General features: G+C 60.6%; 22 protein-coding genes and 1 tRNA gene. 7 read left to right on the top strand and 16 right to left on the bottom strand.

Annotated features, from left to right (window positions below; genetic code table 11):
- The first annotated feature begins 27 nt into the window (after window positions 1-27).
- Window positions 28-489, top strand: a complete 462-nt coding sequence (locus EDF61_RS12145; RefSeq protein ID WP_286172232.1) for a GNAT family N-acetyltransferase — start codon at window positions 28-30, stop codon at window positions 487-489.
- A gap of 21 nt (window positions 490-510) precedes the next feature.
- A complete protein-coding gene (locus EDF61_RS12140) occupies window positions 511-846 on the top strand; it encodes a hypothetical protein (protein WP_105656743.1) in 336 nt (111 codons plus the stop codon).
- A gap of 145 nt (window positions 847-991) precedes the next feature.
- On the opposite strand, the gene argG is transcribed toward EDF61_RS12140, so the two are convergent.
- Window positions 992-2419, bottom strand: a complete 1428-nt coding sequence (gene argG, locus EDF61_RS12135; protein ID WP_105661468.1) for an argininosuccinate synthase — start codon at window positions 2417-2419, stop codon at window positions 992-994.
- A 135-nt stretch (window positions 2420-2554) separates the two neighbouring features.
- On the opposite strand from argG, the gene EDF61_RS12130 reads away from it, so the two are divergent.
- On the top strand, window positions 2555-3529 hold the full coding sequence (locus EDF61_RS12130; RefSeq protein WP_133834303.1) for an aldo/keto reductase: 975 nt from the start codon (window positions 2555-2557) through the stop codon (window positions 3527-3529).
- Window positions 3530-3603: 74 nt separating this feature from the next.
- Here EDF61_RS12130 and EDF61_RS12125 read toward each other — a convergent pair whose 3' ends face one another.
- Window positions 3604-4077 carry a Rieske (2Fe-2S) protein gene (locus EDF61_RS12125; RefSeq protein ID WP_133834257.1) on the bottom strand — a complete coding sequence of 158 codons (474 nt, stop codon included), beginning with the start codon at window positions 4075-4077 and terminating at the stop codon, window positions 3604-3606.
- 999 nt (window positions 4078-5076) lie between these two features.
- Here EDF61_RS12125 and EDF61_RS12120 point away from each other — a divergent pair.
- Window positions 5077-6768 (top strand): sodium:solute symporter family protein, encoded by a 1692-nt coding sequence (locus EDF61_RS12120; protein ID WP_133834256.1) that lies wholly within the window; start codon window positions 5077-5079, stop codon window positions 6766-6768.
- The gene (locus tag EDF61_RS19105) at window positions 6768-6899 is read left to right on the top strand and encodes a putative transporter small subunit (RefSeq protein ID WP_219844114.1); all 132 of its coding nucleotides are present in this window, start codon (window positions 6768-6770) and stop codon (window positions 6897-6899) included. Before EDF61_RS12120 ends, EDF61_RS19105 begins: the two co-directional genes overlap by 1 nt.
- Before the next feature lie 200 nt (window positions 6900-7099).
- Here EDF61_RS19105 and EDF61_RS12115 read toward each other — a convergent pair whose 3' ends face one another.
- The 8 genes from EDF61_RS12115 to msrB form a co-directional block, all read right to left on the bottom strand.
- Window positions 7100-9223 carry a 3-hydroxyacyl-CoA dehydrogenase NAD-binding domain-containing protein gene (locus EDF61_RS12115; protein ID WP_133834255.1) on the bottom strand — a complete coding sequence of 708 codons (2124 nt, stop codon included), beginning with the start codon at window positions 9221-9223 and terminating at the stop codon, window positions 7100-7102.
- 10 nt (window positions 9224-9233) lie between these two features.
- Entirely contained in the window at window positions 9234-10484 is a 1251-nt protein-coding gene (locus EDF61_RS12110; protein ID WP_208294265.1) for a thiolase family protein, read from the bottom strand.
- A gap of 158 nt (window positions 10485-10642) precedes the next feature.
- Complete coding sequence (locus EDF61_RS12105) at window positions 10643-11893, bottom strand: HRDC domain-containing protein (protein WP_133834254.1); 1251 nt, start codon at window positions 11891-11893, stop codon at window positions 10643-10645.
- A gap of 46 nt (window positions 11894-11939) precedes the next feature.
- On the bottom strand, window positions 11940-12578 hold the full coding sequence (locus EDF61_RS12100) for a DUF3000 domain-containing protein (protein WP_105656736.1): 639 nt from the start codon (window positions 12576-12578) through the stop codon (window positions 11940-11942).
- A gap of 61 nt (window positions 12579-12639) precedes the next feature.
- Window positions 12640-13701, bottom strand: a complete 1062-nt coding sequence (locus tag EDF61_RS12095) for a threonine aldolase family protein (RefSeq protein ID WP_133834253.1) — start codon at window positions 13699-13701, stop codon at window positions 12640-12642.
- A gap of 82 nt (window positions 13702-13783) precedes the next feature.
- Window positions 13784-14488, bottom strand: coding sequence for an SDR family oxidoreductase (locus tag EDF61_RS12090; protein ID WP_286172231.1), 705 nt, complete (start codon window positions 14486-14488; stop codon window positions 13784-13786).
- A 22-nt stretch (window positions 14489-14510) separates the two neighbouring features.
- Window positions 14511-15896 carry a DUF6421 family protein gene (locus EDF61_RS12085; RefSeq protein ID WP_133834252.1) on the bottom strand — a complete coding sequence of 462 codons (1386 nt, stop codon included), beginning with the start codon at window positions 15894-15896 and terminating at the stop codon, window positions 14511-14513.
- A 149-nt stretch (window positions 15897-16045) separates the two neighbouring features.
- The gene (msrB, locus tag EDF61_RS12080; protein ID WP_105656732.1) at window positions 16046-16489 is read right to left on the bottom strand and encodes a peptide-methionine (R)-S-oxide reductase MsrB; all 444 of its coding nucleotides are present in this window, start codon (window positions 16487-16489) and stop codon (window positions 16046-16048) included.
- Between the two features lie 62 nt (window positions 16490-16551).
- Here msrB and EDF61_RS12075 point away from each other — a divergent pair, with 62 nt between their 5' ends.
- A complete protein-coding gene (locus EDF61_RS12075) occupies window positions 16552-17775 on the top strand; it encodes an alpha/beta hydrolase family protein (RefSeq protein ID WP_105656731.1) in 1224 nt (407 codons plus the stop codon).
- An 85-nt stretch (window positions 17776-17860) separates the two neighbouring features.
- Here EDF61_RS12075 and ybaK read toward each other — a convergent pair whose 3' ends face one another.
- Genes ybaK through EDF61_RS12060 form a run of 3 tightly spaced genes read right to left on the bottom strand, consistent with a single transcriptional unit; the run spans window position 17861 to window position 19773 of the window.
- Window positions 17861-18364 (bottom strand): Cys-tRNA(Pro) deacylase, encoded by a 504-nt coding sequence (gene ybaK / locus EDF61_RS12070; protein WP_105656730.1) that lies wholly within the window; start codon window positions 18362-18364, stop codon window positions 17861-17863.
- 57 nt (window positions 18365-18421) lie between these two features.
- Entirely contained in the window at window positions 18422-18862 is a 441-nt protein-coding gene (locus EDF61_RS12065; RefSeq protein ID WP_105656729.1) for a SufE family protein, read from the bottom strand.
- Window positions 18859-19773 (bottom strand): sulfurtransferase, encoded by a 915-nt coding sequence (locus EDF61_RS12060; protein WP_133834251.1) that lies wholly within the window; start codon window positions 19771-19773, stop codon window positions 18859-18861. The genes EDF61_RS12065 and EDF61_RS12060 overlap by 4 nt, the downstream gene beginning before the upstream one ends.
- Window positions 19774-19987: 214 nt before the next feature.
- Here EDF61_RS12060 and zapE point away from each other — a divergent pair, with 214 nt between their 5' ends.
- Window positions 19988-21028, top strand: coding sequence for a cell division protein ZapE (gene zapE, locus EDF61_RS12055; protein ID WP_133834250.1), 1041 nt, complete (start codon window positions 19988-19990; stop codon window positions 21026-21028).
- A gap of 24 nt (window positions 21029-21052) precedes the next feature.
- Here the strand turns inward: zapE and EDF61_RS12050 are convergent, their stop codons facing one another.
- The 3 genes from EDF61_RS12050 to EDF61_RS12040 form a co-directional block, all read right to left on the bottom strand.
- Window positions 21053-22240 (bottom strand): benzoate/H(+) symporter BenE family transporter, encoded by a 1188-nt coding sequence (locus EDF61_RS12050; protein WP_133834249.1) that lies wholly within the window; start codon window positions 22238-22240, stop codon window positions 21053-21055.
- Window positions 22241-22385: 145 nt separating this feature from the next.
- On the bottom strand, window positions 22386-22595 hold the full coding sequence (locus EDF61_RS12045; RefSeq protein WP_133834248.1) for an antitoxin: 210 nt from the start codon (window positions 22593-22595) through the stop codon (window positions 22386-22388).
- A gap of 237 nt (window positions 22596-22832) precedes the next feature.
- A tRNA-Gly gene (locus tag EDF61_RS12040) sits at window positions 22833-22908 on the bottom strand.
- Window positions 22909-22914 lie beyond the last annotated feature (6 nt).

Genomic DNA, 22914 nt, shown 5'->3' with positions numbered 1-22914 from the left:
ATAAGCCCCATAGTTGCGACGCAGCCAATGCAGGCAGCGGACCACCCGGCCATCCGTCGGCTGTCGGAGAGTTTGGGGCGTCAGGCTGAACCTGGAAATTGGGGCGCTGGTGAATGCCAGGTAGTCGTCAAGAACCCGGCCGGAGAGCTGCTTGGCTGGGCTCGAGCCCATTGGTGGGAGCCTGCTGATCCGTTGGCGCCAGCTGGCTATTACCTTGCCGGGATCGAGGTTGCCTGCGGATACCGGCAACGGGGCGTGGCACGAAGCCTAACCGAGGCCAGGCTGTCATGGATTGCGCAGCGCGCTTCGACCGCATGGTGCGTGGTCAACGCGCAGAATACTGCGTCTTTGGCGCTTCATCGTGCCCTGGGATTCGAAGAAGTAGCCCGGGCTCCACGGTTCGGTACTGTGGTTTTTAACGGCGGCAGTGGCCTGCTGTTGTCCAAGGAAGTGGTGTCTTCGCGCGGCCCCGCGAAAGCACAGGTTTAAACGAGCAGGAAACAAGGAGAAATGATTCCACAAGAAGACCGGGACGAGACCCCCGGTGCCCAGCGTAAAGTCCCGCGGATGGGAGCAACCCGCACGCCGTTGCACCTGGTTTTCCAGGCTTGCGTCGGTGTCATCATCGGCATTGGAGTGGTGTCCCTGCTTTCTGGCCTCGCCCCAGCGCAGGTTGCCTTGACCGGAGTTGTCATTGCCATATTGGTGTGGATCGTTGAACAGGGCTTCCGCCTGCCAGAACCGAATACCAAGCAGGGAGCACGTGTCCGCATGGTACTTCGACTGATTTCCTTGATTGGTTTCACCATCGCGGTGAGCCCGCTGCTGTCCTTGATCGAGGGCTGACAGCCTGCAACCCAGGCTAGTCCCGGACGTTCACACGTCTGGGACTATTTTTTTGCGCTGACCGGTTTCCGGGCAGAATAAAAGATCGGCCAGGTTCTCCCCGTGAAGGGAGAACCTGGCCGATCCTCTAGCTGTGCCTTGGCGTCTAGTCGGTGCCTGCGTCGAATGCAGCAGACTCGATAGCGCGGTCGGTCGCCAGGTCATCGCTATCAACCTGGGTTGCGTTCACGATGTCATCAGCTCCGCCAGCTTCCAGCGAGCCGACGAGTTCAGCGGTGGTGCCGCCGACCAGGCCCATGTTGGCGTACTGCTCCAGGCGGCCGCGGGAGTCCGCGATATCCAGGTTGCGCATGGTCAGCTGGCCGATGCGGTCCACTGGGCCGAAAGCGGCGTCGCCTACGCGCTCCATCGAAAGCTTGTCCGGGTGGTAGCTCAGGTTCTCGCCCTCGGTGTTCACGATCGTGTAGTCGTCGCCACGGCGCAAGCGGATGGTGACGGTACCGGTGATGGCCGAGCCGACCCAGCGCTGCAGCGATTCGCGCAGCATCAGGGCCTGCGGGTCCAGCCAGCGGCCTTCGTACATCAGACGGCCCAAGCGGCGGCCTTCGTTGTGGTAGCTGGCCACGGTGTCTTCGTTGTGGATCGCGTTCACGAGGCGTTCGTAGGCGATGTACAGCAGCGCCATTGCTGGTGCTTCGTAGATGCCACGGGACTTGGCCTCGATGATGCGGTTCTCGATCTGGTCGCTCATGCCCAGACCATGGCGTCCGCCGATGATATTAGCTTCGTTGACCAGAGCCACCGGATCGGTGAACTCCTTGCCATTGATGGCTACCGGGCGGCCAGCGACGAAGGAAACCGAGACATCTTCGGTCTTGATCTCTACGTTCTCGTCCCAGTACTTCACGCCCATGATCGGCTCAACAGACTCGATGGAGCTGTTCAGCAGTTCCAGGGTCTTCGCCTCGTGGGTTGCGCCCCAGATGTTGGCATCGGTTGAGTAGGCCTTTTCGGCCGAATCGCGGTAAGGGAAACCGTGCTCCTGCAGCCATTCGGACATTTCCTGGCGGCCACCAAGCTCTGCAACGAAGTTGGGGTCGAGCCATGGCTTGTAGATGCGCAGCTTAGGGTTGGCCATCAAGCCGTAGCGGTAGAAGCGCTCGATGTCGTTGCCCTTGTAGGTCGAACCGTCGCCCCAGACATCCACGCCATCTTCGCGCATTGCGCGGACCAGCAGGGTGCCGGTGACGGCGCGGCCCAGCGGGGTGGTGTTGAAGTAGGTCTTGCCGCCAGTGCGGATGTGGAAAGCGCCGCAGGCGAGTGCTGCGAAGCCTTCTTCAACCAGAGCAGGCTTGCAATCAACCAGGCGGGAGTTCTCTGCACCGTACTCCAATGCACGGCCAGGTACAGCGTCGATATCTGGCTCGTCGTACTGGCCGAGGTCGCCAGTGTAGGTGTAAGGGATGGCGCCCTTGTCGCGCATCCAGGCTACTGCCACCGAGGTGTCGAGGCCACCGGAGAACGCGATACCTACGCGCTCGCCTACAGGGAGATTGGTAAGAACTTTAGACATGTTTCCATCCTAATGGATAAATATGCAATGCAGTGAATTGTGCTGTGAAATGTTGAGCACAACTACCTACCGGATAGCCTATGGGTATAACGTCGCTCAGTGAAGCGGATGAACAAACCAACAGATGAGGTGTCCATGGAATTCCGTCAGCTAGGCCGCAGCGGCCTGAGTGTTTCCGTCGTCGGGCTAGGCTGCAACAATCTTGGCCGCGCAGGTACTGCGACCGAATCCCAAGAAGGAACCGACGCGGTTATCCATGCGGCGCTTGATGCGGGTATTACGCTCTTCGATGTCGCGGATGTCTATGGAAAGGAACCAGGGCTTTCCGAAATCCGTCTGGGCAAAGCGCTAGGGCAAGCACGCAATGACATCGTGCTGGCCACCAAATTCGGCATGGATATGCAGGGCGCAAATGGTCCGGACTTCAATGCACGTGGTTCGCGCCGTTATATCGTCAAAGCCGTCGAAGCGTCGCTCAAGCGGCTCGGTACCGACTACATCGACCTGTATCAGTTCCATACCCCAGATGCGAACACTCCCATCGAAGAAACCTTGCGGGCTATGGATGAGCTAGTCACCAGCGGCAAGGTTCGCTACATCGGTCATTCCAACCGGGCCGGCTGGCAAATCGCCCAGGCGGAGTACGTGGCCCGTGAATTGGGAACCGAGCGATTCGTCTCGGCACAGAATCACTACAACCTGATTGACCGCCGTGCAGAACTGGAAGTGCTTCCAGCGGCTCGTGAATTCGATCTGGGCGTCTTGCCCTACTTCCCGCTGGCAAACGGCCTGCTGACCGGGAAATACTCCAAGGGGCATGCCCCAGAAGGCAGTCGCCTGACTCACGCTCGTCAGCATCTCGTGGAAACCAGCGATTTCGAGCAGTTGGATCAATTCGATGCGTTTGCCGCCGAACGGGATCTGACGCCGATCGAATTGGCGTTTTCGTGGCTGGCAGCGCAGTCGCCGGTGGCCTCAGTGATTGCCGGTGCCACCCGTCCCGAGCAGATTCGAGCCAACGCTGCAGCGGTGCGTTGGGTTCCGAGCGCTGCGGAACGGGTCCAGATGGATGAGCTCTTCCCGACCCCGCAGAAGGTTGCATTGTTCTAAACGAACCAATTAGAAAGCACGAAAGGCTGAACCCATCCGGGTTCAGCCTTTCGTGCTTTAAAAGAGCTGGGAAACTACTCTGCGGCGGTGATATAGGCGACGATGTCGTCACCTTCAATTGCCGCCGCGTAGCGTGGCAGAGCCGCGATAGCTGGACCTTCGTCCACGGTACCGTCAGCGGGTGCGAATCGTGAGCCATGGCAGGCGCAGTAGAAATCTTCCTTGCTGGACTTCGGGCTCACGGCACAACCCTGGTGGGTGCAGACGTTCGAGTAGGCCAAAACTGTCTTCTCATCCTTGCGGAAGAGCAAAACGCCTACTTCTTTTCCGGAAGGATCCTTGGCTGGAGCGAGTGCACGCGATCCGATGGCAAGGTCCTTGGCCTTCATGAGCGCCTGTCCTTCTCCGGTTGGTTCAGGGATCGGCAATGCCTCGGGGGTGTCGGCTTCAGAATGTCCATCACCGCAGGCGGTGAGCAGTGCGGCGGAACCAAGTGCTGCCGAGGCGCACATGAACGTACGACGGGCTGGTCGGGCGATGTCAGTCATGCACCCATTCTGGCAGAGATCTCTGTGCCGGCGCTAAGAGCAAAGCGTCCGCGTCAGGAGGATGCGGCATGCGGTGAGTTTGATCGGCGGGGGAGCGGTCTGCATGCGTTCGCCAGGCGGTATCGAATACTATGAATATTTATGCAGTGTTTTCGAAGTCCCGAGAGTATCCATAGCGCCGGGTGCTCCCTCGGCATGGCTCTGAATCCCGCACTTTGGAGAGGTTAGTAATCCAGGTGGGGCATTTCGGGTGGTGTAATTGGGGCATGCCCGCCCGTCTCCCAGTGGGGAATGGAACGGCCAGAACTAGATATTTTTTATCCCGGTTTTCCGCACTTATGTGCGCACCGTTACACGCATCTGCAAGGTAGTCCCGTGATTGATACAGGCGATGGGCTGATTCAACATCGTGCCCCTGCCGGCCGATCGGTGAGTGGGTTGCCCCGCTGCCTTGCGGCGGAAGATTCGAATATCTTTGCATTCATGCTAATATTTGTATGTAGTTAGTTGAAGCTACTAATTTCGGAGAGAGCTTTCGCTGTTTTCCTGTCCGGCGTTTTATCGCCGACTGAGTTACTCCGCGCAGTAATCGCGTGTTGAGTTCCGGGTAGCAGCCCTCCGATGGAAAACCGGCGGTATTCGCCAACGCGAGTACCGCGCCTGAACTGACCCGAAGCGCCATTGCGCGACAATATGGATAGCCGCAAGTGCGATGCAGGCAAACCATGGGTCCGGATTCACGTTGTGAAGCCAAAAGCGCTAGGTCTGGAACGAATCCACGAGCTGGTGCTCCCCGTGACTAGGGATGAACGATACGAATGAGAAACGAACGAAACTTGAGTGTAGGGAAGTGGTTCATGGGCCCAGGGGCTTGTGCGCGTCGGCTGAAATTTACCCCTTGCGATGAAATCTCGCAGGAAGACGTGCAGGATAAGTCGCCGGTTGAGCATTTAGCTCCCGGCGCGAATCTCATCACTGTCTATTAGAGGGAGGTGGCGCGTGAATAACGAAATAGTGCACTTCAGCGCCCTAACTGTTGTCTTGCTATTGGTGCTCTTCTACGGAGGCACCTTCTTTATTTCCACCCGAATCGGAAAGAAAAAAGAGAACGCCGACGACTACATGACGGCGGGAAATAAAATTGGATTCGGAATTTCCGCTGCAAGTATGACGGCTACCTGGATCTGGGCTTCGTCGATGTACGCCTCAGCCACCTCCGGGTACACCTATGGAATCTCCGGTCCGATCCACTATGGGCTCTGGGGCGCGTTGATGATTCTGTTCATCTACCCATTCGGCAAGCGGATTCGCAAGGTCGCGCCCCGCGCGCACACCCTCGCCGAGGTCATGCATGCACGCCACGGCCGCTCCAGCCAGCTGATGCTGGCCGGGTCGAATATTGTCGGTTCGGTCATCTCCTTGATGTCCAACTTCATCGCCGGTGGCGTATTGATCTCGATGCTCTCGCCGTTCAACTTCATCCAGGGCGTGCTGGCCGTTGCCGGTGGCGTTCTGCTCTACACCCTGTGGTCCGGGTTCCGTGCCTCGGTACTGACCGACTTTGTCCAGGTCGTAGGCATGCTGGGCGCTGTAGCAATCATTGTCCCGGCGATCTTCTTTGCCGCAGGGTTCCCGGCCGCATTCGAAACCGGTGCGAGCAACTTGACCCCGCAACAGTCCAATTTCTTCTCCTCTGAAGCATTCCTGGGCCAGGGGGCACCCTACATTGCAGCCGTTCTGGCCTACGCAATTGGCAACCAGACTATTGCCCAGCGGCTCTTCGCAGTACGCGAGGACTTGATCAAGCCAACCTTCATCACTGCAACCATCGGCTACGGAGCGATGGTCATCGGCGTGGGCATGCTCGGCGTGCTCGCCCTGTACCTTGGGTTCGAGCCGTCGGGTGGAGACATGAACAACCTCATCCCCGAGATGGCTGCCAGCTACCTTCCAGGTGTTCTGCTGGCATTGTTCTTCATCATGATCATTGGTGCGCTGTCGTCAACTGCTGACTCGGACTTGGCGGCCCTGTCTTCGATTGTGATGGCTGACGTGTACGGCCAGAACGTTGCCGGCAAGGACAAGGCCGATCCGAAGAAGATGCTGCTCATTGGCCGTGCGACCATGGTCGTTGCCACCGCATTGGCAGTCGCTTTCGCGAGCATGCAGCTGAACATCCTGGACCTGCTGGTCTTCGTCGGAGCTCTTTGGGGTGCTCTGGTCTTCCCGGTTCTGGCCAGCTTCTACTGGAAAAAGGTCACCAACAAGGCCTTCACCGTTTCGGTACTCGTTGCACTGGCGATCTTCATCCCTGTTCGCTTCGAACTGATCCCAGTCAATGGCGTCACCGGCTTGCTGATCGAGCTGCTGTCGGTGATTGGCATCGGCGTGGTCGTGGCGTTGATGAGCTTCGGGTTCTTCGGCCTGCGAGTTGCCAAGATTGTCGGTGTCGTCGCGATGCTGGCCAGCGCGCCGTTCGTCTTCGGTTTCCTGCGCGACTACACGACCTTGAGCGCCTCGCTGGTTGCCTACTCGGTCAGTACCATCGTCTGCTACCTGCTGTCGTTCAGATCCAAGATGGAATTCGACTTCGATGTCATCGCTGTACGCACCGGCGACTTCGACGCAGTACCTGGAAAGCCTGACGCTGCAGATGCCGGACACGATGCCAAGAGCCTGGGAGGCAAATAATGACGACGTTTTTCTTGAGCCTGTACGTACTGGTGTGGCCAGTTATAGTGGCCGGAGTACTGTTCTTCATCAGCAGGGGATTTATCCAGGAATGGCTGGAAGCCCGCCGCAATGGTGAAGACATCATCTAGTAACCGGGCACGCGAAGCGGCGCTCCATGGAGCGCAGGAACCCCGTACAGCAGCATTTACCAGCTGTACGGGGTTCCTGCATCTTAACGGGGCAGCAAGAAGCCGGGACCAGCTTTCCTCATGAGGGAAGCGGTCCCGGCATTTCGCATGGTTCCAGCACTCAGGGAGAAGCACCGGAACCAAGAACGGCCCGGAAGGTACTAGCCGTTGAACCTCTTCCCGTTGACACGTTCGGAGGCGCCAACCTGGTCCAGGTACGGGGTGATGCCACCGAGGTGCATTGGCCAGCCGGCACCGGTGATCATGCATAGATCGACGTCGGCTGCTTCGGCAACGACGCCCTCATCCAGCAGCAGCCCGATTTCCTCGGCCAGAGCATCTTGAACACGAGCCAGGATCTGTTCCTTGCTCGAGTGCTGATCGCCGAAGGCCATCAGCTTTTCAGCCTCGGGATTCAGCACCTGGTTGCCTGCCTCATCCTTGACCCAGAGGGCAGTGATCTTGGCATCGATCAGTTTCTGCAGATTCTCCGAGAGGGCAAATCGTTCGCCGAAAGCGGCGTTCAGCGACTCGTTGACATGCTGCGCGACCGGCAGACCTACCATCGCCAACAAGGTCAACGGGCTCATTGGCAGGCCCATGGGGGTCAGTGCCGAGTCAGCTGTCTTCGCGTCGGTGCCCTCGTCGAAAGCGGCCTGGACTTCACTCATCAGGCGAAGCAGTACGCGGTTGACCACGAATGCGGCAGAATCCTTGGTTTTCACCGTGGTCTTCTTCAGCTTCTTGCCCAGCACGAATGCAGTGGACAGCGAGGAATCGTTGGTCCACTCCGTAGCAGCAATTTCCAGCAGCGGCATCACGGCTACCGGATTGAAGAAGTGGAAACCGACCAGGCGCTCTGGATACGACAAGTCGCGGCCCATCTCGGTGACAGAGAGCGAGGAAGTGTTGGTGGCCAGGATGCACTCGGGGGAGACCACCGCTTCAACCTCTGCGAAAACCTGCTTCTTCACATTCAGCTCTTCGAAGACGGCCTCGATGACGAAGTCGGCATCCGCGAACGCCTTCTTGGTGACCGATCCGGTAACCAGAGCCTTGGTGCGGTTGACCGCATCCTGGCTCATGCGGCCCTTGGCGTGCAGCTTGTCGATCTCGCCATGGATGTAGGCAAGGCCCTTGTCCACGCGCGATTGATCCAGATCGGTGATAACCACCGGAACGTTCAGGCGGCGGGCGAACAGCAGGGCCAGCTGGCCAGCCATCAACCCTGCGCCAACGACACCCACTTTGGTAACGGGGCGCGCGAGCTTTGGATCCGGTGCGCCGGCGGGGCGCTTGCCGCGCTTCTGGACCAGGTCCAGGAAGGCGTACACGGTGTTCTGGAACTGCGGGGTGCTCATCAGGCCAGTCAGCGCTTCGACTTCAAGGACTGCTGATTCCTGCTGCGAGACGGCCAGGCCCTTGCGGAAGACCTCAAGCACCTTGTACGGTGCCGGGGCCGCGCCGGACAGCTTCGCATCGACGAACTTTTCGGCAGCGTCGGCCGCATCCAGCCAGCGGCGAGCAACCTCGGGATCGGTTGGATCGACCGCATTGGGGCGCTTGACCTCTGTGGTTCCGGAGATGACACCGTCAGCGAAGGCAATGGAGTGCTCGATGAAGTCAGCTGGTTCGAACAGGGCGTCGGCCACCCCCATCTTGGCAGCTGCCGGACCGGAGAGGGTGCGGTTGCTGTTCAGCGGGTTCTCGATCATGACCTTCAGCGCGTTCTCGGGGCCGACTAGGCGGGGCAGGCGGTATACGCCGGCCCAACCCGGAATCAGGCCGAGGAAACCTTCTGGCAGGCCCAAAGCGCCCGCGGCGGTGCTGACCGTGCGGTAGTTGCAAGCCAGCGCGATTTCCAAGCCGCCGCCGAGCGCCAGGCCGTTGATGAAAGCGAAGGTCGGAACGCCCAAATCGGCAAGCAGCTCATAGGTGTAGTGGCCCAGCGAAGCCATGGCGGTTGCTTGATCCGGTGCGCTCAGGCGGGTGACGGCCGACAGGTCGGCACCGGCAATCAGGAAGTACGGCTTGCCGGTGATCGCCAGGGCATCGATCTCGCCATTCTTGGCGCGTTCTGCTTGGACTTCCAGCGCGGCGCGCAGTTCCAGCAGGCCATTGGGCCCGAGGGTGGTCGGCTTCTTGTGGTCCAGGCCGTTATCCAGGGTCAGCAGTGCCAGTGTCTTGCCGCTTGGCAAGGCCACATCCTTCACGAAGGTGTGGGTGACAGTCTCATCGTGCATCAGCTGCGCGACAGCCTGGAAATCTTTGCTCATTGCAGTCATTGTCTCTTCCTTATGCCTTGCTGCCGAAGTCCGCGTGGTTTGGGTTCTCCCAGATCACTGTGCCGCCCATGCCCAAGCCGATGCACATGGTGGTGATGCCATAGCGCACCGAATGGTCTTCGGAGAACTGGCGGGCCAGCTGGGACATCAGGCGCACGCCGGAAGAGGCCAGCGGGTGGCCCACGGCGATGGCACCGCCGTACCGGTTCACGCGCTCATCGTCCTGGTCGATTCCGTAGTAGTCGAGGAAGGACAGCACTTGCACGGCGAAAGCCTCGTTGATTTCGAACAGGCCGATGTCGTTGATGCCAAGGCCGGCCTTGGCCAGGGCCTTTTCGGTGGCCGGCACCGGCCCGTAGCCCATCACGTCCGGGTCCACGCCGGCGAAGGCGAAGGAGACCATGCGCATCTTCGGTTCCAGGCCCAGTTCGCGCACTGCCGCGCCGCTGGCCAGCAGGGCGGCGGTGGCTCCGTCGTTCAAGCCTGCTGCGTTGCCTGCGGTCACGCGTCCGTGGGCACGGAAGGGGGTGCGCAGTTCGGCCAGCGATTCCATGGTGGTGCCTGGCCGTGGCGGCTCGTCAGCCGAGTTCACGGCCCAGCCTTCGCCCGGCCGCTTGGCTGCCACGGGGATCAGATCGGCCTGGATCTGCTGGTTCTCGTAGGCCTTGGCCAGCTTGGCCTGCGATGCGACAGCATAGCGGTCGGCGCGTTCCTTGGTGATCGCAGGGAAGCGGTCGTGCAGGTTCTCCGCGGTATTGCCCATGTTCAATGCTTGCGGGTCGACGATGCGCTCGGAGAGGAAGCGCGGGTTCGGGTCCGCTCCGGCGCCCATGGGGTGGTTGCCCATGTGCTCCACGCCGCCGGCGACCACTACATCGTAGGCGCCGAAAGCGATGCCGCCGGCGGTCGCGGTGACGGCGGTCATCGCTCCGGCGCACATGCGGTCGATGGCGAAGCCCGGAACGGACTTGGGGATACCGGAGAGCAGGCCCACGGTGCGGCCCAAGGTCAAGCCCTGGTCGCCGGACTGCGTAGTTGCGGCAATGGAGATCTCGTCGATCTTCTCGGCAGGAACTTCCGGGTTGCGTTCCAGCAGGCCGCGTACGGCTTTGACGGCAAGGTCATCGGCGCGGGTACCGTGGTAGATCCCCTTCTCGCCGGCTTTGCCAAATGGGGTGCGTACCCCGTCGATGAAGACGACATCGCGGTCGTCGAGCGAAGGGCGCGCATTGTTGCGCACGGTCGAAGCGTTGGCACTCACCGTCGGGCTCCTTGGGTTTAGTTCATGCTGCCCGTGAAGACCGGGCAGTGGCCAGCATCACTGTGACCTGAACCATACGTTACTCAGTAGTAACTTGAAGTGCAAGTGCAGCACCTCGCAAATCCGGGAACCCGCGGTGAATCCTTCTTGGAAACCGCCTAGGCCTGCTTCAACGCGATGGCCAGCTTGTCCGCAAGAAGTCCACGCTGCCACTGGCGGGCACCGAGATTTTCCAGCATGTCCGCTACGCTTGCCTCGCTGATGCGAGCCGGCGCATTCCAGCACAATTCACGCAGGTACTTCGGGGTCAAGAGATTCTCGCCCGGAATATTCCAGTGCTCGCTCACCTCATTGACGACCAGCTTGGCCGCGTCCAGCCGGTTCGCCGCGGCCGGGTTCTTTTCGGCCCATGAGCGGGGGTGCGGCAAGTCCGGCTTGGGGGCGCGCAGGTCGGGCAGGTCCCTGGTGCTATTGCCGCGCTTGATCGCGTCGACCCAGCGTGCGGCATCGCGTTTGGCATTGCGCGTGTGGAACCCGGGGATCTGCAAGAGCGCTGGAACGCTGGTGGCGCGCTGATCCACGGCGGCCATGATGGCGCGGTCGGGAATGAGCCGACCCGGGGCAACGTCGCGGCTCTGCGCCAGGGCTTCGCGGGAAAGCCACAGTTCGCGAGCTACCGCCAGATTGCGTCGGCTCTTGAGCTTATGGATGCCGGACAATTTGCGCCACGGCACCTGTGCCGGGGAAGGGTCAGGCAGATTGCGTTCGTACTCGAATTCCTGGAAGGCGAAATCCAGCTTGCCCTGCACTTCCAGCACCGCGGTGATGGCCTGGCGCAGCTCTTCGAGAACTTCCACATCCAGTGCGGCGTAGTTCAGCCATGATTCAGGCAACGGGCGGGTGGACCAGTCCACTGCCGAATGTTCTTTGGCCAACTGCAGCTCGAGCAATTCGCCCACCATGGTACCCAGCGAGACGCGGGGGAATCCCGCAAGACGGCCAGCCATCTCGGTATCGAACAGCGAGGTAGGGGACATGCCCAATTCGTGCAGGCACGGCAAATCCTGGGTGGCCGCATGCAGGATCCAGGGCTGCTCGTTGACGAACTCGCGCAGCGGGGACAGATCGTCCAGGGTTTCAGGGTCGATCAGCCAAGTACCCGCACCTTCTCGGCGAATCTGCAGCAAGAAGGCGCGCTGGCCGTAGCGGAACCCGCTGGCTCTTTCGGTATCCACGGCCAGATCGCCGATGCCGGCTTCCAGCGCCCGCACTGCACGGCGCAAGGCAGGTGCGGTGTCGATGACTTCGGGGATCCCGTCGCGTGGCGCACTTAGTGGCGTCAGAACGGGTGCGGCGGCCTCGTTGGCAGTGGTGGATGATGCGGGAGCGGAAGAGTCAGAATTCGGCATGGTGCTTCCATTCTAGGACTATTCGGCTCCATCGCATTGATAGTCGCTAGCTCAGGCGGCGATGAGGCAGCTGCTGCACACCTTCGGGCAGGGGAGGCAGGCCGGCGAAAGTGCAAACCATATCGGCCCACGCGCTCAGATGCGTTCCCAGATGGTCAGAGTCCGGGGACCAGGAAGCACGCAGCTCGATATCGATATGGTCTTGTTCCCCGGCGAGATTGCCGAAGGATTCGGAAATTACCCGAGTCGCAGTACCGCCAGCGGAATGGTATGCGGCGTCGCGATCGCGCAGGGCTTCTTCGAGCCATGACCACGCGACGGAAGCCAGCATGGAATCCTGGCCCATTTCATGATCCAGACGGGCCCGAATGTAGGTGACGATGCGGAACTGGCCATTCCACAGTTCTTGGCCTGCGGGGTCGAAGAGGAGGATGAAGCGTCCGGTGGCCAGCTGCTCGGCTGGTTGGAGGAACGGGGTGCGGCCAATCTCCTGGCCCTGGGGGCCGTGTCCGGGAGCAACCACATCCATCACGTCGCCGCTGAGTGCCAGCGCGAACGGCGCCAGCCTGCCAGGGGCCGGAATTTCGGTGAATTTCAGTTCCTTGCGCACCTTGGCATGCGACAACTCTTCAAGGGCCGTGGCAAAGGCCTTCGGAATGGCGGAAGCAGGGCGATCATTGGTCACAATTTGAGTCTAAGCGCGCCGTACCCGAGCATGGGTACGGCGCGCCGACCGCGGGTTCATGCTAAGCGGCGGCGTAGGCGCCGAGCAGCTCGTGCAGCTTGGCAATGAACGCTGCAACATCTTCCTCGGTGGTGTCGAACGAGCACATCCAGCGCACTTGGCCGGCCGCGCGATCCCAGTCGTAGAAGCGGAAGTGCTCGCGCAGCTGGTCGCTGACCTCGGTAGGCAGCTGGGCGAAGACGCCGTTGGCCTGAGTCGGGTAGACCAGCTGGACTCCGTCAATTTCCTCAACTGCCTGCGAGAGCTTGGCGGCCATGGCGTTGGAGTGGCTTGCCAATTCGCGCCACAGATCGGTGCCGTAGAGCTCGATCAGCTGTGCGGAGATGAAGCGCATTTTCGAACCCAGCTGCATGTTCATCTTGCGCAGGTACTTCAGGTCCTGGGCCAGTTCGCTGCGCAGGGTCAAAATGCCCTCACCGAGCAGGATGCCGTTCTTGGTACCGCCGAGGGAAACAATGTCCACGCCGACGTCAGTGGTCAGCGCGCGCAACGGCACGCCCAGGGAGGCCGCGGCGTTGGACAGGCGCGAGCCATCCAGATGCACTTTCATGCCCAGCTTGTGCGCGTGGTCGGTGATGGCCTTGATTTCCCCAGGGGTGTACAGGGTGCCCAGCTCGGTGGCCTGGGTGATCGACACGGCCAGCGGCTGCGCGCGGTGCTCGTCGCCCCAGCCCCATGCTTCCTGGTCGATCAGCTCTGGAGTCAGTTTGCCGTCGGGAGTGTCAACCTGCAGCAGCTTGAAGCCGCCGATGCGCTCCGGCGCACCGTTCTCATCCACGTTGATATGTGCAGAAGATGCGCAGATGACAGCGCCCCAGCGTGGAAGCAAGGACTGCAAGGCGATGACGTTGGCGCCGGTGCCGTTGAAAACCGGGAAGATCTGGGCTTCCGAGCCAAAGGCATTGCGGGCGACGTTGCCTAGTTCCTCGGTGTACTGGTCCTCACCGTAGGAGATCTGGTGGCCGCCGTTGGCGCGGGCAATCGCATCCATGATGCGCGGGTGCACGCCAGAATAATTATCCGAAGCGAATCCGCGAATCGAAGCGTCGTGGGTAAAAGTCATGCTGTGGAGGTCCTTAGTAGTTCAAGGGGTGAAGTCGAAAGCTATGCCAGTGCAGCGCCCAGAGGTGTGCACCGACCAGTAATCAGGCCTTGGGCAATGCAACCCGGGTGCCGTTGAGCTCGCGGGCATCCTGGCCAAGCAAAGCCACTGCGGCTTGGGCAAGAAACTGCACCGGGGTCTGCCCGGAAGGCGTTTCTTCGGGAGACTTGTCGCTCAATGCCTTGACGACCCAACTCACCGCGGCGGCATTTTCTGCCTGCTTGGCGAACAGGCGGGCGATGGCATTGACCCAGTGTTCCGCTGCGGCCTTGACCGCACCGTAGTTGGCATTGGACGGGGTCGGATTCAGCACTGCCTCGGCACTGACTATCGCCAAGCGGCCTGCGGGGGAGGCGACCAGATCATCGACGAAGGCGCGGGAGGTGTTGCGCAGGGTGGTCAGCACGCTGCTGTGCAAGAAATCCCAGTCCTCGTCGGTTTGGCCGGTGATCGACTTACCGCCACGCCAGCCACCTACCAGGTGGATCAGCGCATCGATGCTGCCGTGCTCTTCATGAATCCGCAGCGCCAATTGCTTGACCGCTGCGAAGTCGCCCAGATCGCATTCATAGCGGGCATGAACGAACGGGAGGCGTTCGTCAAGGCGCTCTTGGTTGCTTCCCACTGCAAGCACACGCGCTCCGGCATCAACCAGCGCGGTGGCGCTGGCAATGCCGGAGGCGGAAGTAGCACCGGCAAGGAGCACTAGCCTGGATGTCTCGTTCAAGAAGATTCTTTCTTTGCTCACATTTTCTAGCCTAGAGGAAAGGCTAGATTTTCGTTGCCCCGGTCATGCCCTTAGTCGATTCGATGACGGTGGCCATTTTCTTATTCAGAGCTTCGTAGAACATCGACAGCGGGAATTCATCGTCCATGACCTGGTCGGTGATTTCACGTAGTGGTGCGGTCAGCGGCAGGGCATCCGGACCCTTGGCCCAGACCGACGCGGGGTTCGGGGTGACGGTGGCCGAAACCAGTTCGTAGGCAGCAAGCCAGTGGGCCAGCTTCGGACGGTCGATGGACTTCCAATACAGTTCGTCGATCGCATCCCCCAAGGCTGCAACCACCTCGGGTACCTGATCCCAATCGATGCTCAGCTTGGTGTCGGTCCAGTGCAGTACATGGTGCTGGTGCATCCATGCGAACAGCAACTGGCCACCGAGACCGTCGTAGTTGCGTACGCGCGAGCCGGTGATGGCGAAGCGGAAGATGCGGTCGAAGATCACCGCGTATTGCACCAGCTTGGCCATCTTGGCGCTCTTCTGATCCGAAGCCGGGTTGGCGGCGATCTTCATGCATTCGCGGAACGCGGTCAAATCGCAACGCAGTTCTTCGAGCGAGTAAAGGAAGAACGGCATGCGCTGCTTGATCATGAACGGGTCGAATGGCAGATCGCCACGCATGTGGGTGCGGTCGTGAATCAGGTCCCACATGATGAAGGTTTCTTCGGTCAGGTGCTGGTCCTTGAGCAGCTCTGCGGCGTCATCGGGCAGTTCGAGGTTGGTGATGCGTGTAGCTTCCTGCAGGACCTTGCGGAAGCGTACAGCCTCACGATCCTGGAAGATCGCGCCCCAAGTGAATGACGGAGTCTGCCGAATGGCGACCGACTCCGGGAAGAGCACCGCGGAATTGGTGTTGTAGCCTTCGGTGAAGTCGATGAAACGCAGCGGCACGAACAGGGCGTTGGCGTAGTCCTTGCTCTCCAGATCGGCAATGAACTCAGGCCACATGACCTGCACCAGCACGGCTTCGAGGTGGCGGTTGGTTGAACCGTTCTGGGTGTACATCGGGAAAAGCACCAGATGCAGCAGGCCGTCAATGCGCTGGGCCTGGGGCTGGAACTGCATCAGCGAATCGAGGAAGTCGGGAACGCCGAAGCCTGCATCTGCCCACTGGCGCAGGTCCGTGACCAGCTGTTCGAGGTACTCTGCGTCGTGCTCGAAGTGCACGCGCAAGGACTGCACCGACTCGATGATGGAATCAACGAGCTTGGCAGCCTGTGGTGCAGATGCGCTGTCGGCCAAGGAACCGTCCTGTCCCTGGAGGCCCTGGAACTCGGTGGCGGCAGACTTCAGCGTCAGCCAAGCTTCCGAGTTTGCGATCTGCAGTACTTCTGCGTCGGTGGCCGGTACTGGCTTGGAGGAAATCTGAGTCATTTCATACACCTTCTTTTCATGTTTGGGGCAGCGCTAAAGTGCTTACCTTGAACGCTACGCTCAAACAACAGAAAAGGTGATGCTAAGTCATCAGTGAATAAGCAACTCTTGCTCTAAAAGTGATCCATGCCTTGCCACCGACAAAGGCATTAGCCCTGAGCAGGACGCAGGGTCAAGCTCAAAGAGTTCATGCAGTAACGCAGATCGGTTGGGGTTTGGAAACCTTCACCCTCGAAAACGTGGCCCATATGCGAATCGCAATTGGCGCAACGCACCTCAACACGCTTCATGCCCATGGACTCGTCGCTGATATAGCGCACCCGATCTTCGGCCAACGGCGCGAAGAAGGAAGGCCAGCCGCAACCGGCATCGAACTTCGTAGTGCTGGCGAACAGTTCCGAACCGCAGGCTCGGCAGGAGTACACGCCCTCGGTAGTGGTATCCCAGTATTCGCCGGTAAATGGACGCTCGGTCCCTGCTTGGCGCAATACGCGGAATTCCTCGGAAGAGAGGATCTGCTGCCACTGCACATCGCTGCGCGCGGTTGCTTCGTCTGCTGGCTGTGCTGATTGGTTTACCGATTCATCATTCATGCAATATAAAACGCTTGAGCAGGCTAGATGATTCCCGGGCCAGGTCATGGAAAGATGAAAACATGGCTCGGAACATCGTAGATACCATGCAACCCCGCAGCGCAGTGCCTGCAACCCTGATTGGGGTTGGGCTGGGACTGGGCGCTGGTTCCCTGGTGGCCGCCAGCGTATCAGCGCTCGCCGGTTACTTCGCCCGACGTGTAGTGACCCCGGAAGAACGCCGCACCGGCAACAGCATCATCCGGGAGGTCGTCACCGATGCCGAGGGCAAACTCTGGTTGCATTTCAACAAGGACGCCGATACCAGCGAACCTGGTCCGTGCAGCTTCCTCACCGAATTCGACTCCTGCGCGCTGCGGCTTTCCGCGCCGGAAGCCGTTCCGGGCAAATCCCGCCTGGTGGCGCGCAAAATCGAGAAGATCTATCACGGCACCCTCCAGGGAGTACGCCGCGGCAACCTATCCGGGGCAATTTACGAGCACCCCGCGGACCTGGGCTTTGACGCAGAAGACGTAGTCGTGCCCCTGGATGGCGGCGACGGTCCAGCCTGGCTGGTGCGTGGCTCCACGAACGAAGATGTCTGGGTGATTGGCGTGCACGGCCGAGGCGCCCGACGTAATGAGACCATTCGGGCGCTGCCTGCCTTGAGCGAACTCGGGGTTACGACCTTGCTGATGAGCTACCGCAATGACGGTTTGGCTCCGAGCGCCCCGGATGGCCGCTACGGTCTGGGCGATACCGAATGGCATGACGTGGAATCGGGTATCCAATTCGCACTGGACCGCGGAGCGAAGCAGATCATCTTGCTGGGCTGGTCCATGGGAGGTGCCATCAGCCTGCAGGCCGCCGATCGGAGCAAGCTGGCCCACCATATTGACTCGCTCATGCTGGTCGGCCCGGTAATCAATTGGGTAGACGTGCTTTCGCACCAGGCCCGGGCCAATAAGATCCCGCAATCGGTGGGCCTGTTCGGCCAGTGGCTGCTGTCCAATAAGGCAGGGCGCTGGGTCACCGGCCAAGCGGCCCCGGTCAATCTGCGCCGGTTGAATTGGGTGGACCGCGCGGACGAATTGAAATTCCCGACGCTGATAATGCACAGCCGTGATGACGAGTTCGTCCCTAATGGCCCGAGCTTGAAACTGGCGGCGCTGCGCCCGGATTTGGTCACGCTCAAGACCTTTGCCAAGGCAGGGCACACGCGTGAGCCGAATGTGGATCCACAGGGTTTTGCCCGGGCGATCACCGACTTCTTGAGCAAGCGCATGCCGCTGCCTCAAGTCCAATAGCCCAAGGCGGCAAAGGGCCCTGCCCGCGAGAACGATCAACAGATCTCGATCCCGCAGGCAGGGCCCTTTTTTGGCCAATCGCTGTCTAGCCGGAGGCGATCGGCGCCCAAATGGCTCCGGTCGCCTTCGCGGCATCTCGCGGAGCGATCTCCAGGCTGAAACCGCGGCGCCCGCCAGAAATGAATACCGTCTCGAACTGCTGCGCACTGGAGTCAATGACGGTAGCGGTTTTCTGGCGCTGCCCGAACGGGGAAATCCCGCCCAGGACATAGCCGCTGCGTCGCTGGGCGGCAGCCTTGTCAGCCATCTGCGCCTTCTTCTTGCCCAACGCGGTGCCAATCGCCTTCAGATCCAGCTTCGCATTCACTGGCACCACTGCGACGGCCAGATCCTGGGCGGCGTTGGCCCCGGTGGAGACCATCAGGGTCTTGAAGACCCGGTCGCCACTGGCACCCAATTGCTCGGCTGCTTCGGCGCCGTAGCTTTCGGCCAAGTCGCTATGCGCATAGCTGTGCGCTACATAGCTGATACCTGCCGCATCCAGCGCGGCGGTCGCCGGGGTGGAGGCGGCCTGCTTCTTCTTGCCCACGTGCTTGGGGATCCTTAACTACTGCTTATTGGCTTCTAGCTGCGTTCGATGCAAAACCTACGCAGGCAGCTGCTCTGAGATCTGGCGCTTAATGCGGCCGAGCATGGCGGTCATGCCGCGCATGCGCAACGGCGACAGCGCACGGGTCAGACCCAGCTGCTGGGGCATGTCATCGGGAACGGCGAGAATCGCTGCGGCCTCCGCGCCGTCCAGGCCGGCAGCCAGCACCGAGGCGAAGCCGCGGGTGGTTGGAGCCTCCGGGGGAGCGGAGAAGAACAGTCCCACCGGGTTATTCGCTTCGGCCGAGACTTCTACGGCCAAGAACAGCGGCGACTGGCATTCGACAACCTGCTCGAATAGTTCAGGATGATCAGCCAGGCGTGCTGGAAGCTCGGGCAGCTCGCGCGAGTACTCCAGCAGCAGTTCCAGGCGGTCGGCCTCGGGCACCTCGGTGAACTCCTCGACGATTTCGTTCAGTGCATCGGGGAGCTGGCTCATGCGCGGGCTCCGCGCTGCGCAGGCAACTCGCCGGCGGCTTCGCCGCGAACGATGGGCACGCCAACCGCGTTGCCCCACTCGGTCCATGAACCGTCGTAGTTGCGCACGGTTTCGAAGCCCAGCAGGTGCTTGAGCACGAACCAGGTATGGCTCGAACGTTCACCGATGCGGCAGTAGGCCACCACATCGTCGCCCGGCTTCAGGCCGGCGCCGTCGAGATAGATGGCTTCCAATTCTCCGCGCGAGCGGAAGGTGCCGTCCTCGGCCGCAGCCTTGGCCCATGGCACCGATGCGGCGGTTGGAATGTGCCCGCCGCGCAGGGCGCCTTCTTCCGGGTAATTCGGCATGTGGGTACGTTCGCCGGTGTATTCCTCGGCCGAACGCACGTCGATCAGCGGGTTGCCCAGGTGCTTCAGGACCTCCGGAAGGAAAGCGCGGATCTCGGAGTCGACGCGCTCGATCACCGGGTATTCGGTGGCGGTCACGGCCGGCTTCTCGGTGCTCAGCTCGCGGCCTTCAGCGATCCACTTGTCGCGGCCGCCGTCCATCAGGCGTACATCTTCGTGGCCGAAAAGTGTGAAGACCCACAGCGCGTAGGCGGCCCACCAGTTGGACTTGTCCCCGTAGATGACCACGGTCGACTCGCGGGTGATGCCCTTGGCGGCCATCAGCTGTGCGAAGCCTTCGCCGTCGACGTAGTCGCGCGTGACTTCGTCGTTCAGCTCCGTGTGCCAGTCAATCTTCAGCGCGCCTGGCACGTGGCCAGTGGAATACAGCAAGATGTCCTCATCCGATTCCAGTACTACGAGATTCTCGGCTCCGAGGTTGTCTGCCACCCACTGGGTGGAAACCAGTCGTTCTGGGTGAGCATAGGCAGCATATTTCTCGTTGGATTCGACGGGCAACGACATTCCTAATCACGATCCTTGCGGGTGTCAGTTTTTGCCACGCTGGAAACAGCGGGCACGGGCATTACTTCTAGCCTAGTCCTCATCCATTGCGAACCCAGTGTGCTCTACGACATTTTCGGCAATGATTCGCCGCGTTCAAGGTAAACTGGCCGATGGGAAAGCCACGGCTTCCCGACCATTTCCTGAGCAATCAACTGAAGGACTCCCACAGCCAATGGCGACGATCACCCACCTGAGCGAGACCAAGCCGAATCTTTCAATCGAAGAACTGCTGGCCGGATTCCACCCGTCCTACCGCTTTGGTGAAGTGTCCTTCAATACCTATCGCCCGGATCCTAACCAGCCTTCGCAGACCGAAGCCGTCAATAAGCTCAAGGCTTTCGCAGAAACCGTGGGCAAGAACAGCTCCGGTTCGTTCTTCTCCAAGCTTTTCGGCAAGAAGAAGGAAACCAAGAACGGCATCTACCTCGATGGCGGCTTCGGCGTAGGCAAGACCCACCTGCTCGCCTCCCTGTGGCATGCAGCCCCGGGCCGCAAGGCCTTCGGCACCTTCGTTGAGTACACCAACCTGGTTGGCGCGCTGTCCTTCCGCCAGACCGTTGAAGTGCTCAGCCAATACTCGCTGGTCTGCATCGACGAGTTCGAACTGGATGATCCGGGGGACACCGTGCTGATGTCCCGGTTGATGCGCGAGCTGTCCGATGGTGGCGTGAAGCTGGCGGCAACCTCCAACACCCTGCCTGGTGCGCTGGGCGAGGGGCGCTTCGCGGCAGTGGATTTCCAGCGTGAAATCAAGACCCTGTCCGAGCAGTTCGACGTGCACCGCGTCGAAGGCGAAGACTTCCGCCACCGTGGCCTGCCCGATGCCCCCGAGCCCTTGGACGATGCGAGCATCGAGGCATTCGCCCTGGATCGCTACCCGGACAAGACCTTGGCCGATGACAACTTCGACGATCTGGTGGCTCACCTTTCGAAGGTTCACCCGTCGCGTTACCGCCAGTTGCTTTCCGAGACTGATGTGCTGGTTCTGCACAACGTGGATACCATCACCGATCAGGCCATCGCCCTGCGTTTCGTGGTTCTTGCTGACCGCCTCTACGACAAGGACGTGCCAATCGTTGCCTCAGGCAAGCCATTCAGCGAACTGTTCACCCCGGAAATGATGTCCGGCGGCTACCAGAAAAAGTACTTCCGCGCCGTCTCGCGCCTGACCGCTTTGGCTCGTGAAGGCCAAGTTGGAGAACCAGCGCTCTAAGCCGGAAACACCGGTCCCGCCACTTCATCGTCGAGCCCTGCGCTCGACGATGAAGTGCGTTAAGAGCCCTGCCACCAAGGCCCAGAAGGCACCGCCGATCCCGAAGAGCGTGAGATTGCCGGCAGCGACCAGGACCGTGGCCAATGCGCTCAACCGCCAGGAGGAATCGGCCATCGCTCCGAGCAGCGCATTGGCGAGTGTTGCCAGCAACGCCAAGCCCGCCGCCGCCTGGAACAGCCCCTCGGGCGAGGCGCTGGCCACCGATACGATCAGCGCGCTCAAGGCACCGAAGACCAAGTAGAAGACGCCTGAACTCGCCGCCGCCCGCCAACGCAGCCGGGGGTCCGGGCCGGCCTGCTCTCCGGCAGCCAGCGCCGCGGTGATTGCCGCCAGGTTGATGGCATGCCCGCCGAAGAACGCGCCGCTAGCCGACCCCACTCCGGTCGCCAGCATGGTGGGGCGCCACGGCGCTGTGTACCCGAAGGAGCTGAGCACGGCCACGCCCGGAATATTCTGCGATGCCATCGTCACCACGAACAACGGAACGCTGATGCTGGCAATGGCCTGCCAGGAGAATTCAGGACTGACCCATTGCAGCTGCGGAAGAACTTCGAGTGAATCCCACGTCGCGGTGCGTCCAATATGCCATAGGCCGAACCCCACCGCCGCCAGCATGCTCAGCGCTACAGCGAATTTCGGAAGGATCCTGAGCCCGACGAAGAACACCAGGAGGATACCCAACGCGGGCAACGGGATGCTGGCCACGGCTGTAAATGGTTTCAGGCACAGCGGGATCAAGACACCGGCGAGCATGCCTTGGGCAATTGGGACCGGAATACGAGTGAGCAGCCGGTGCAAGGACGGTACCAGACCGGTCAACATGATCAGCGCGCCGCTGACGATGAATGCCCCCACTGCCTGATTGAACCCGAACACTCCGGGAGCCAGTGAGGCGAGCATCGCGGCACCGGGAGTGGACCATGCAATGCTGATCGGCTGGCGGTATCGCAGCGAAAGCGCAATGGTGCTCAGGCCTACGCAGAGGGACAGGACGAATAAGCCTGAGGCGGCCTGTTCGCTAGAAGCTCCGACCTGGAATAATCCGGCCAGTACGACAGCGAAGGATGCTACGAATCCCACCATGGTGGTGATCAATCCCGCAAGCACGGAATGGAAAAGGCCAGCTCCATCCGGGGGCGTGTGACGAGTCATACTCTTTTTCTACAGGGTGGCGCCGGTTTGCCGAAAATCGGCATGAATTAATTCCCCTGATATGACGTTAAAGCAGGGAAGGCACCGACCTCGGTCGGTACCTTCCCAGGATGCTCGGGCAAGCCGAGGGGAGTGCGTCGAGGAATTAGGCCTCGTTATTCTCGCCTTCGCCTCCGCCAAGGCCATTGAGGTAGTCGCCAGCGCCCTGCTGGACACCGTCTACCTGCTCGGCGAACTTGCCGCCGGTCTTGTCATCGACAAAATCACCAGCCTGTTCGATACCCTGGGATACCTGCTCCGGGTTCTCCTTGGCGAATTCCTCTGCCTTGCCACGCAGATCATCAAATCCTGCCATGCTGCACCTCCATTCGTCTGTGGGAACCCCTGTAGCTCCACAACTACTACCCACCCTAAAGGCTCAGGCCAACGCATGGAAGTGTATTAGAGACATTTCGCCAGTTGCCTAGGTGTTTTGCTGGTGGATGTCAGATTGCACACAGGTTAGCTATTTACTAGTCAGGGAAGTGGTAGCCGCCTGGAATGATGGTTAAAGCAAAGATGGGAATCACGAAAAGTGATTCCCATCTTTATTTGGAGCGGTCAACGAGGTTCGAACTCGCGACCTCAACCTTGGCAAGGTTGCGCTCTACCAGCTGAGCTATGACCGCAAAACT

Origin of the sequence: Arthrobacter sp. JUb115, assembly GCF_004365035.1 — a bacterium.
Taxonomy (GTDB): domain Bacteria; phylum Actinomycetota; class Actinomycetes; order Actinomycetales; family Micrococcaceae; genus Glutamicibacter.
The sequence above is the reverse complement of the archived record's forward strand: the minus strand, read 5'-3'. Positions and strand labels throughout refer to the sequence as shown.

Excerpts from the sequence above, each read along its gene's own strand:
- EDF61_RS12145 (WP_286172232.1), top strand. The coding sequence starts at position 28 with ATGCAGGCAGCGGACCACCCGGCCATCCGTCGGCTGTCGGAGAGTTTG.
- EDF61_RS12140 (WP_105656743.1), top strand. The coding sequence starts at position 511 with ATGATTCCACAAGAAGACCGGGACGAGACCCCCGGTGCCCAGCGTAAA.
- argG (WP_105661468.1), bottom strand. The coding sequence starts at position 2,419 with ATGTCTAAAGTTCTTACCAATCTCCCTGTAGGCGAGCGCGTAGGTATC.
- EDF61_RS12130 (WP_133834303.1), top strand. The coding sequence starts at position 2,555 with ATGGAATTCCGTCAGCTAGGCCGCAGCGGCCTGAGTGTTTCCGTCGTC.
- EDF61_RS12125 (WP_133834257.1), bottom strand. The coding sequence starts at position 4,077 with ATGACTGACATCGCCCGACCAGCCCGTCGTACGTTCATGTGCGCCTCG.
- EDF61_RS19105 (WP_219844114.1), top strand. The coding sequence starts at position 6,768 with ATGACGACGTTTTTCTTGAGCCTGTACGTACTGGTGTGGCCAGTTATA.
- EDF61_RS12115 (WP_133834255.1), bottom strand. The coding sequence starts at position 9,223 with ATGACTGCAATGAGCAAAGATTTCCAGGCTGTCGCGCAGCTGATGCAC.
- EDF61_RS12105 (WP_133834254.1), bottom strand. The coding sequence starts at position 11,893 with ATGCCGAATTCTGACTCTTCCGCTCCCGCATCATCCACCACTGCCAAC.
- EDF61_RS12095 (WP_133834253.1), bottom strand. The coding sequence starts at position 13,701 with ATGACTTTTACCCACGACGCTTCGATTCGCGGATTCGCTTCGGATAAT.
- EDF61_RS12085 (WP_133834252.1), bottom strand. The coding sequence starts at position 15,896 with ATGACTCAGATTTCCTCCAAGCCAGTACCGGCCACCGACGCAGAAGTA.
- msrB (WP_105656732.1), bottom strand. The coding sequence starts at position 16,489 with ATGAATGATGAATCGGTAAACCAATCAGCACAGCCAGCAGACGAAGCA.
- EDF61_RS12075 (WP_105656731.1), top strand. The coding sequence starts at position 16,552 with ATGGCTCGGAACATCGTAGATACCATGCAACCCCGCAGCGCAGTGCCT.
- EDF61_RS12065 (WP_105656729.1), bottom strand. The coding sequence starts at position 18,862 with ATGAGCCAGCTCCCCGATGCACTGAACGAAATCGTCGAGGAGTTCACC.
- EDF61_RS12060 (WP_133834251.1), bottom strand. The coding sequence starts at position 19,773 with ATGTCGTTGCCCGTCGAATCCAACGAGAAATATGCTGCCTATGCTCAC.
- zapE (WP_133834250.1), top strand. The coding sequence starts at position 19,988 with ATGGCGACGATCACCCACCTGAGCGAGACCAAGCCGAATCTTTCAATC.
- EDF61_RS12050 (WP_133834249.1), bottom strand. The coding sequence starts at position 22,240 with ATGACTCGTCACACGCCCCCGGATGGAGCTGGCCTTTTCCATTCCGTG.
- EDF61_RS12045 (WP_133834248.1), bottom strand. The coding sequence starts at position 22,595 with ATGGCAGGATTTGATGATCTGCGTGGCAAGGCAGAGGAATTCGCCAAG.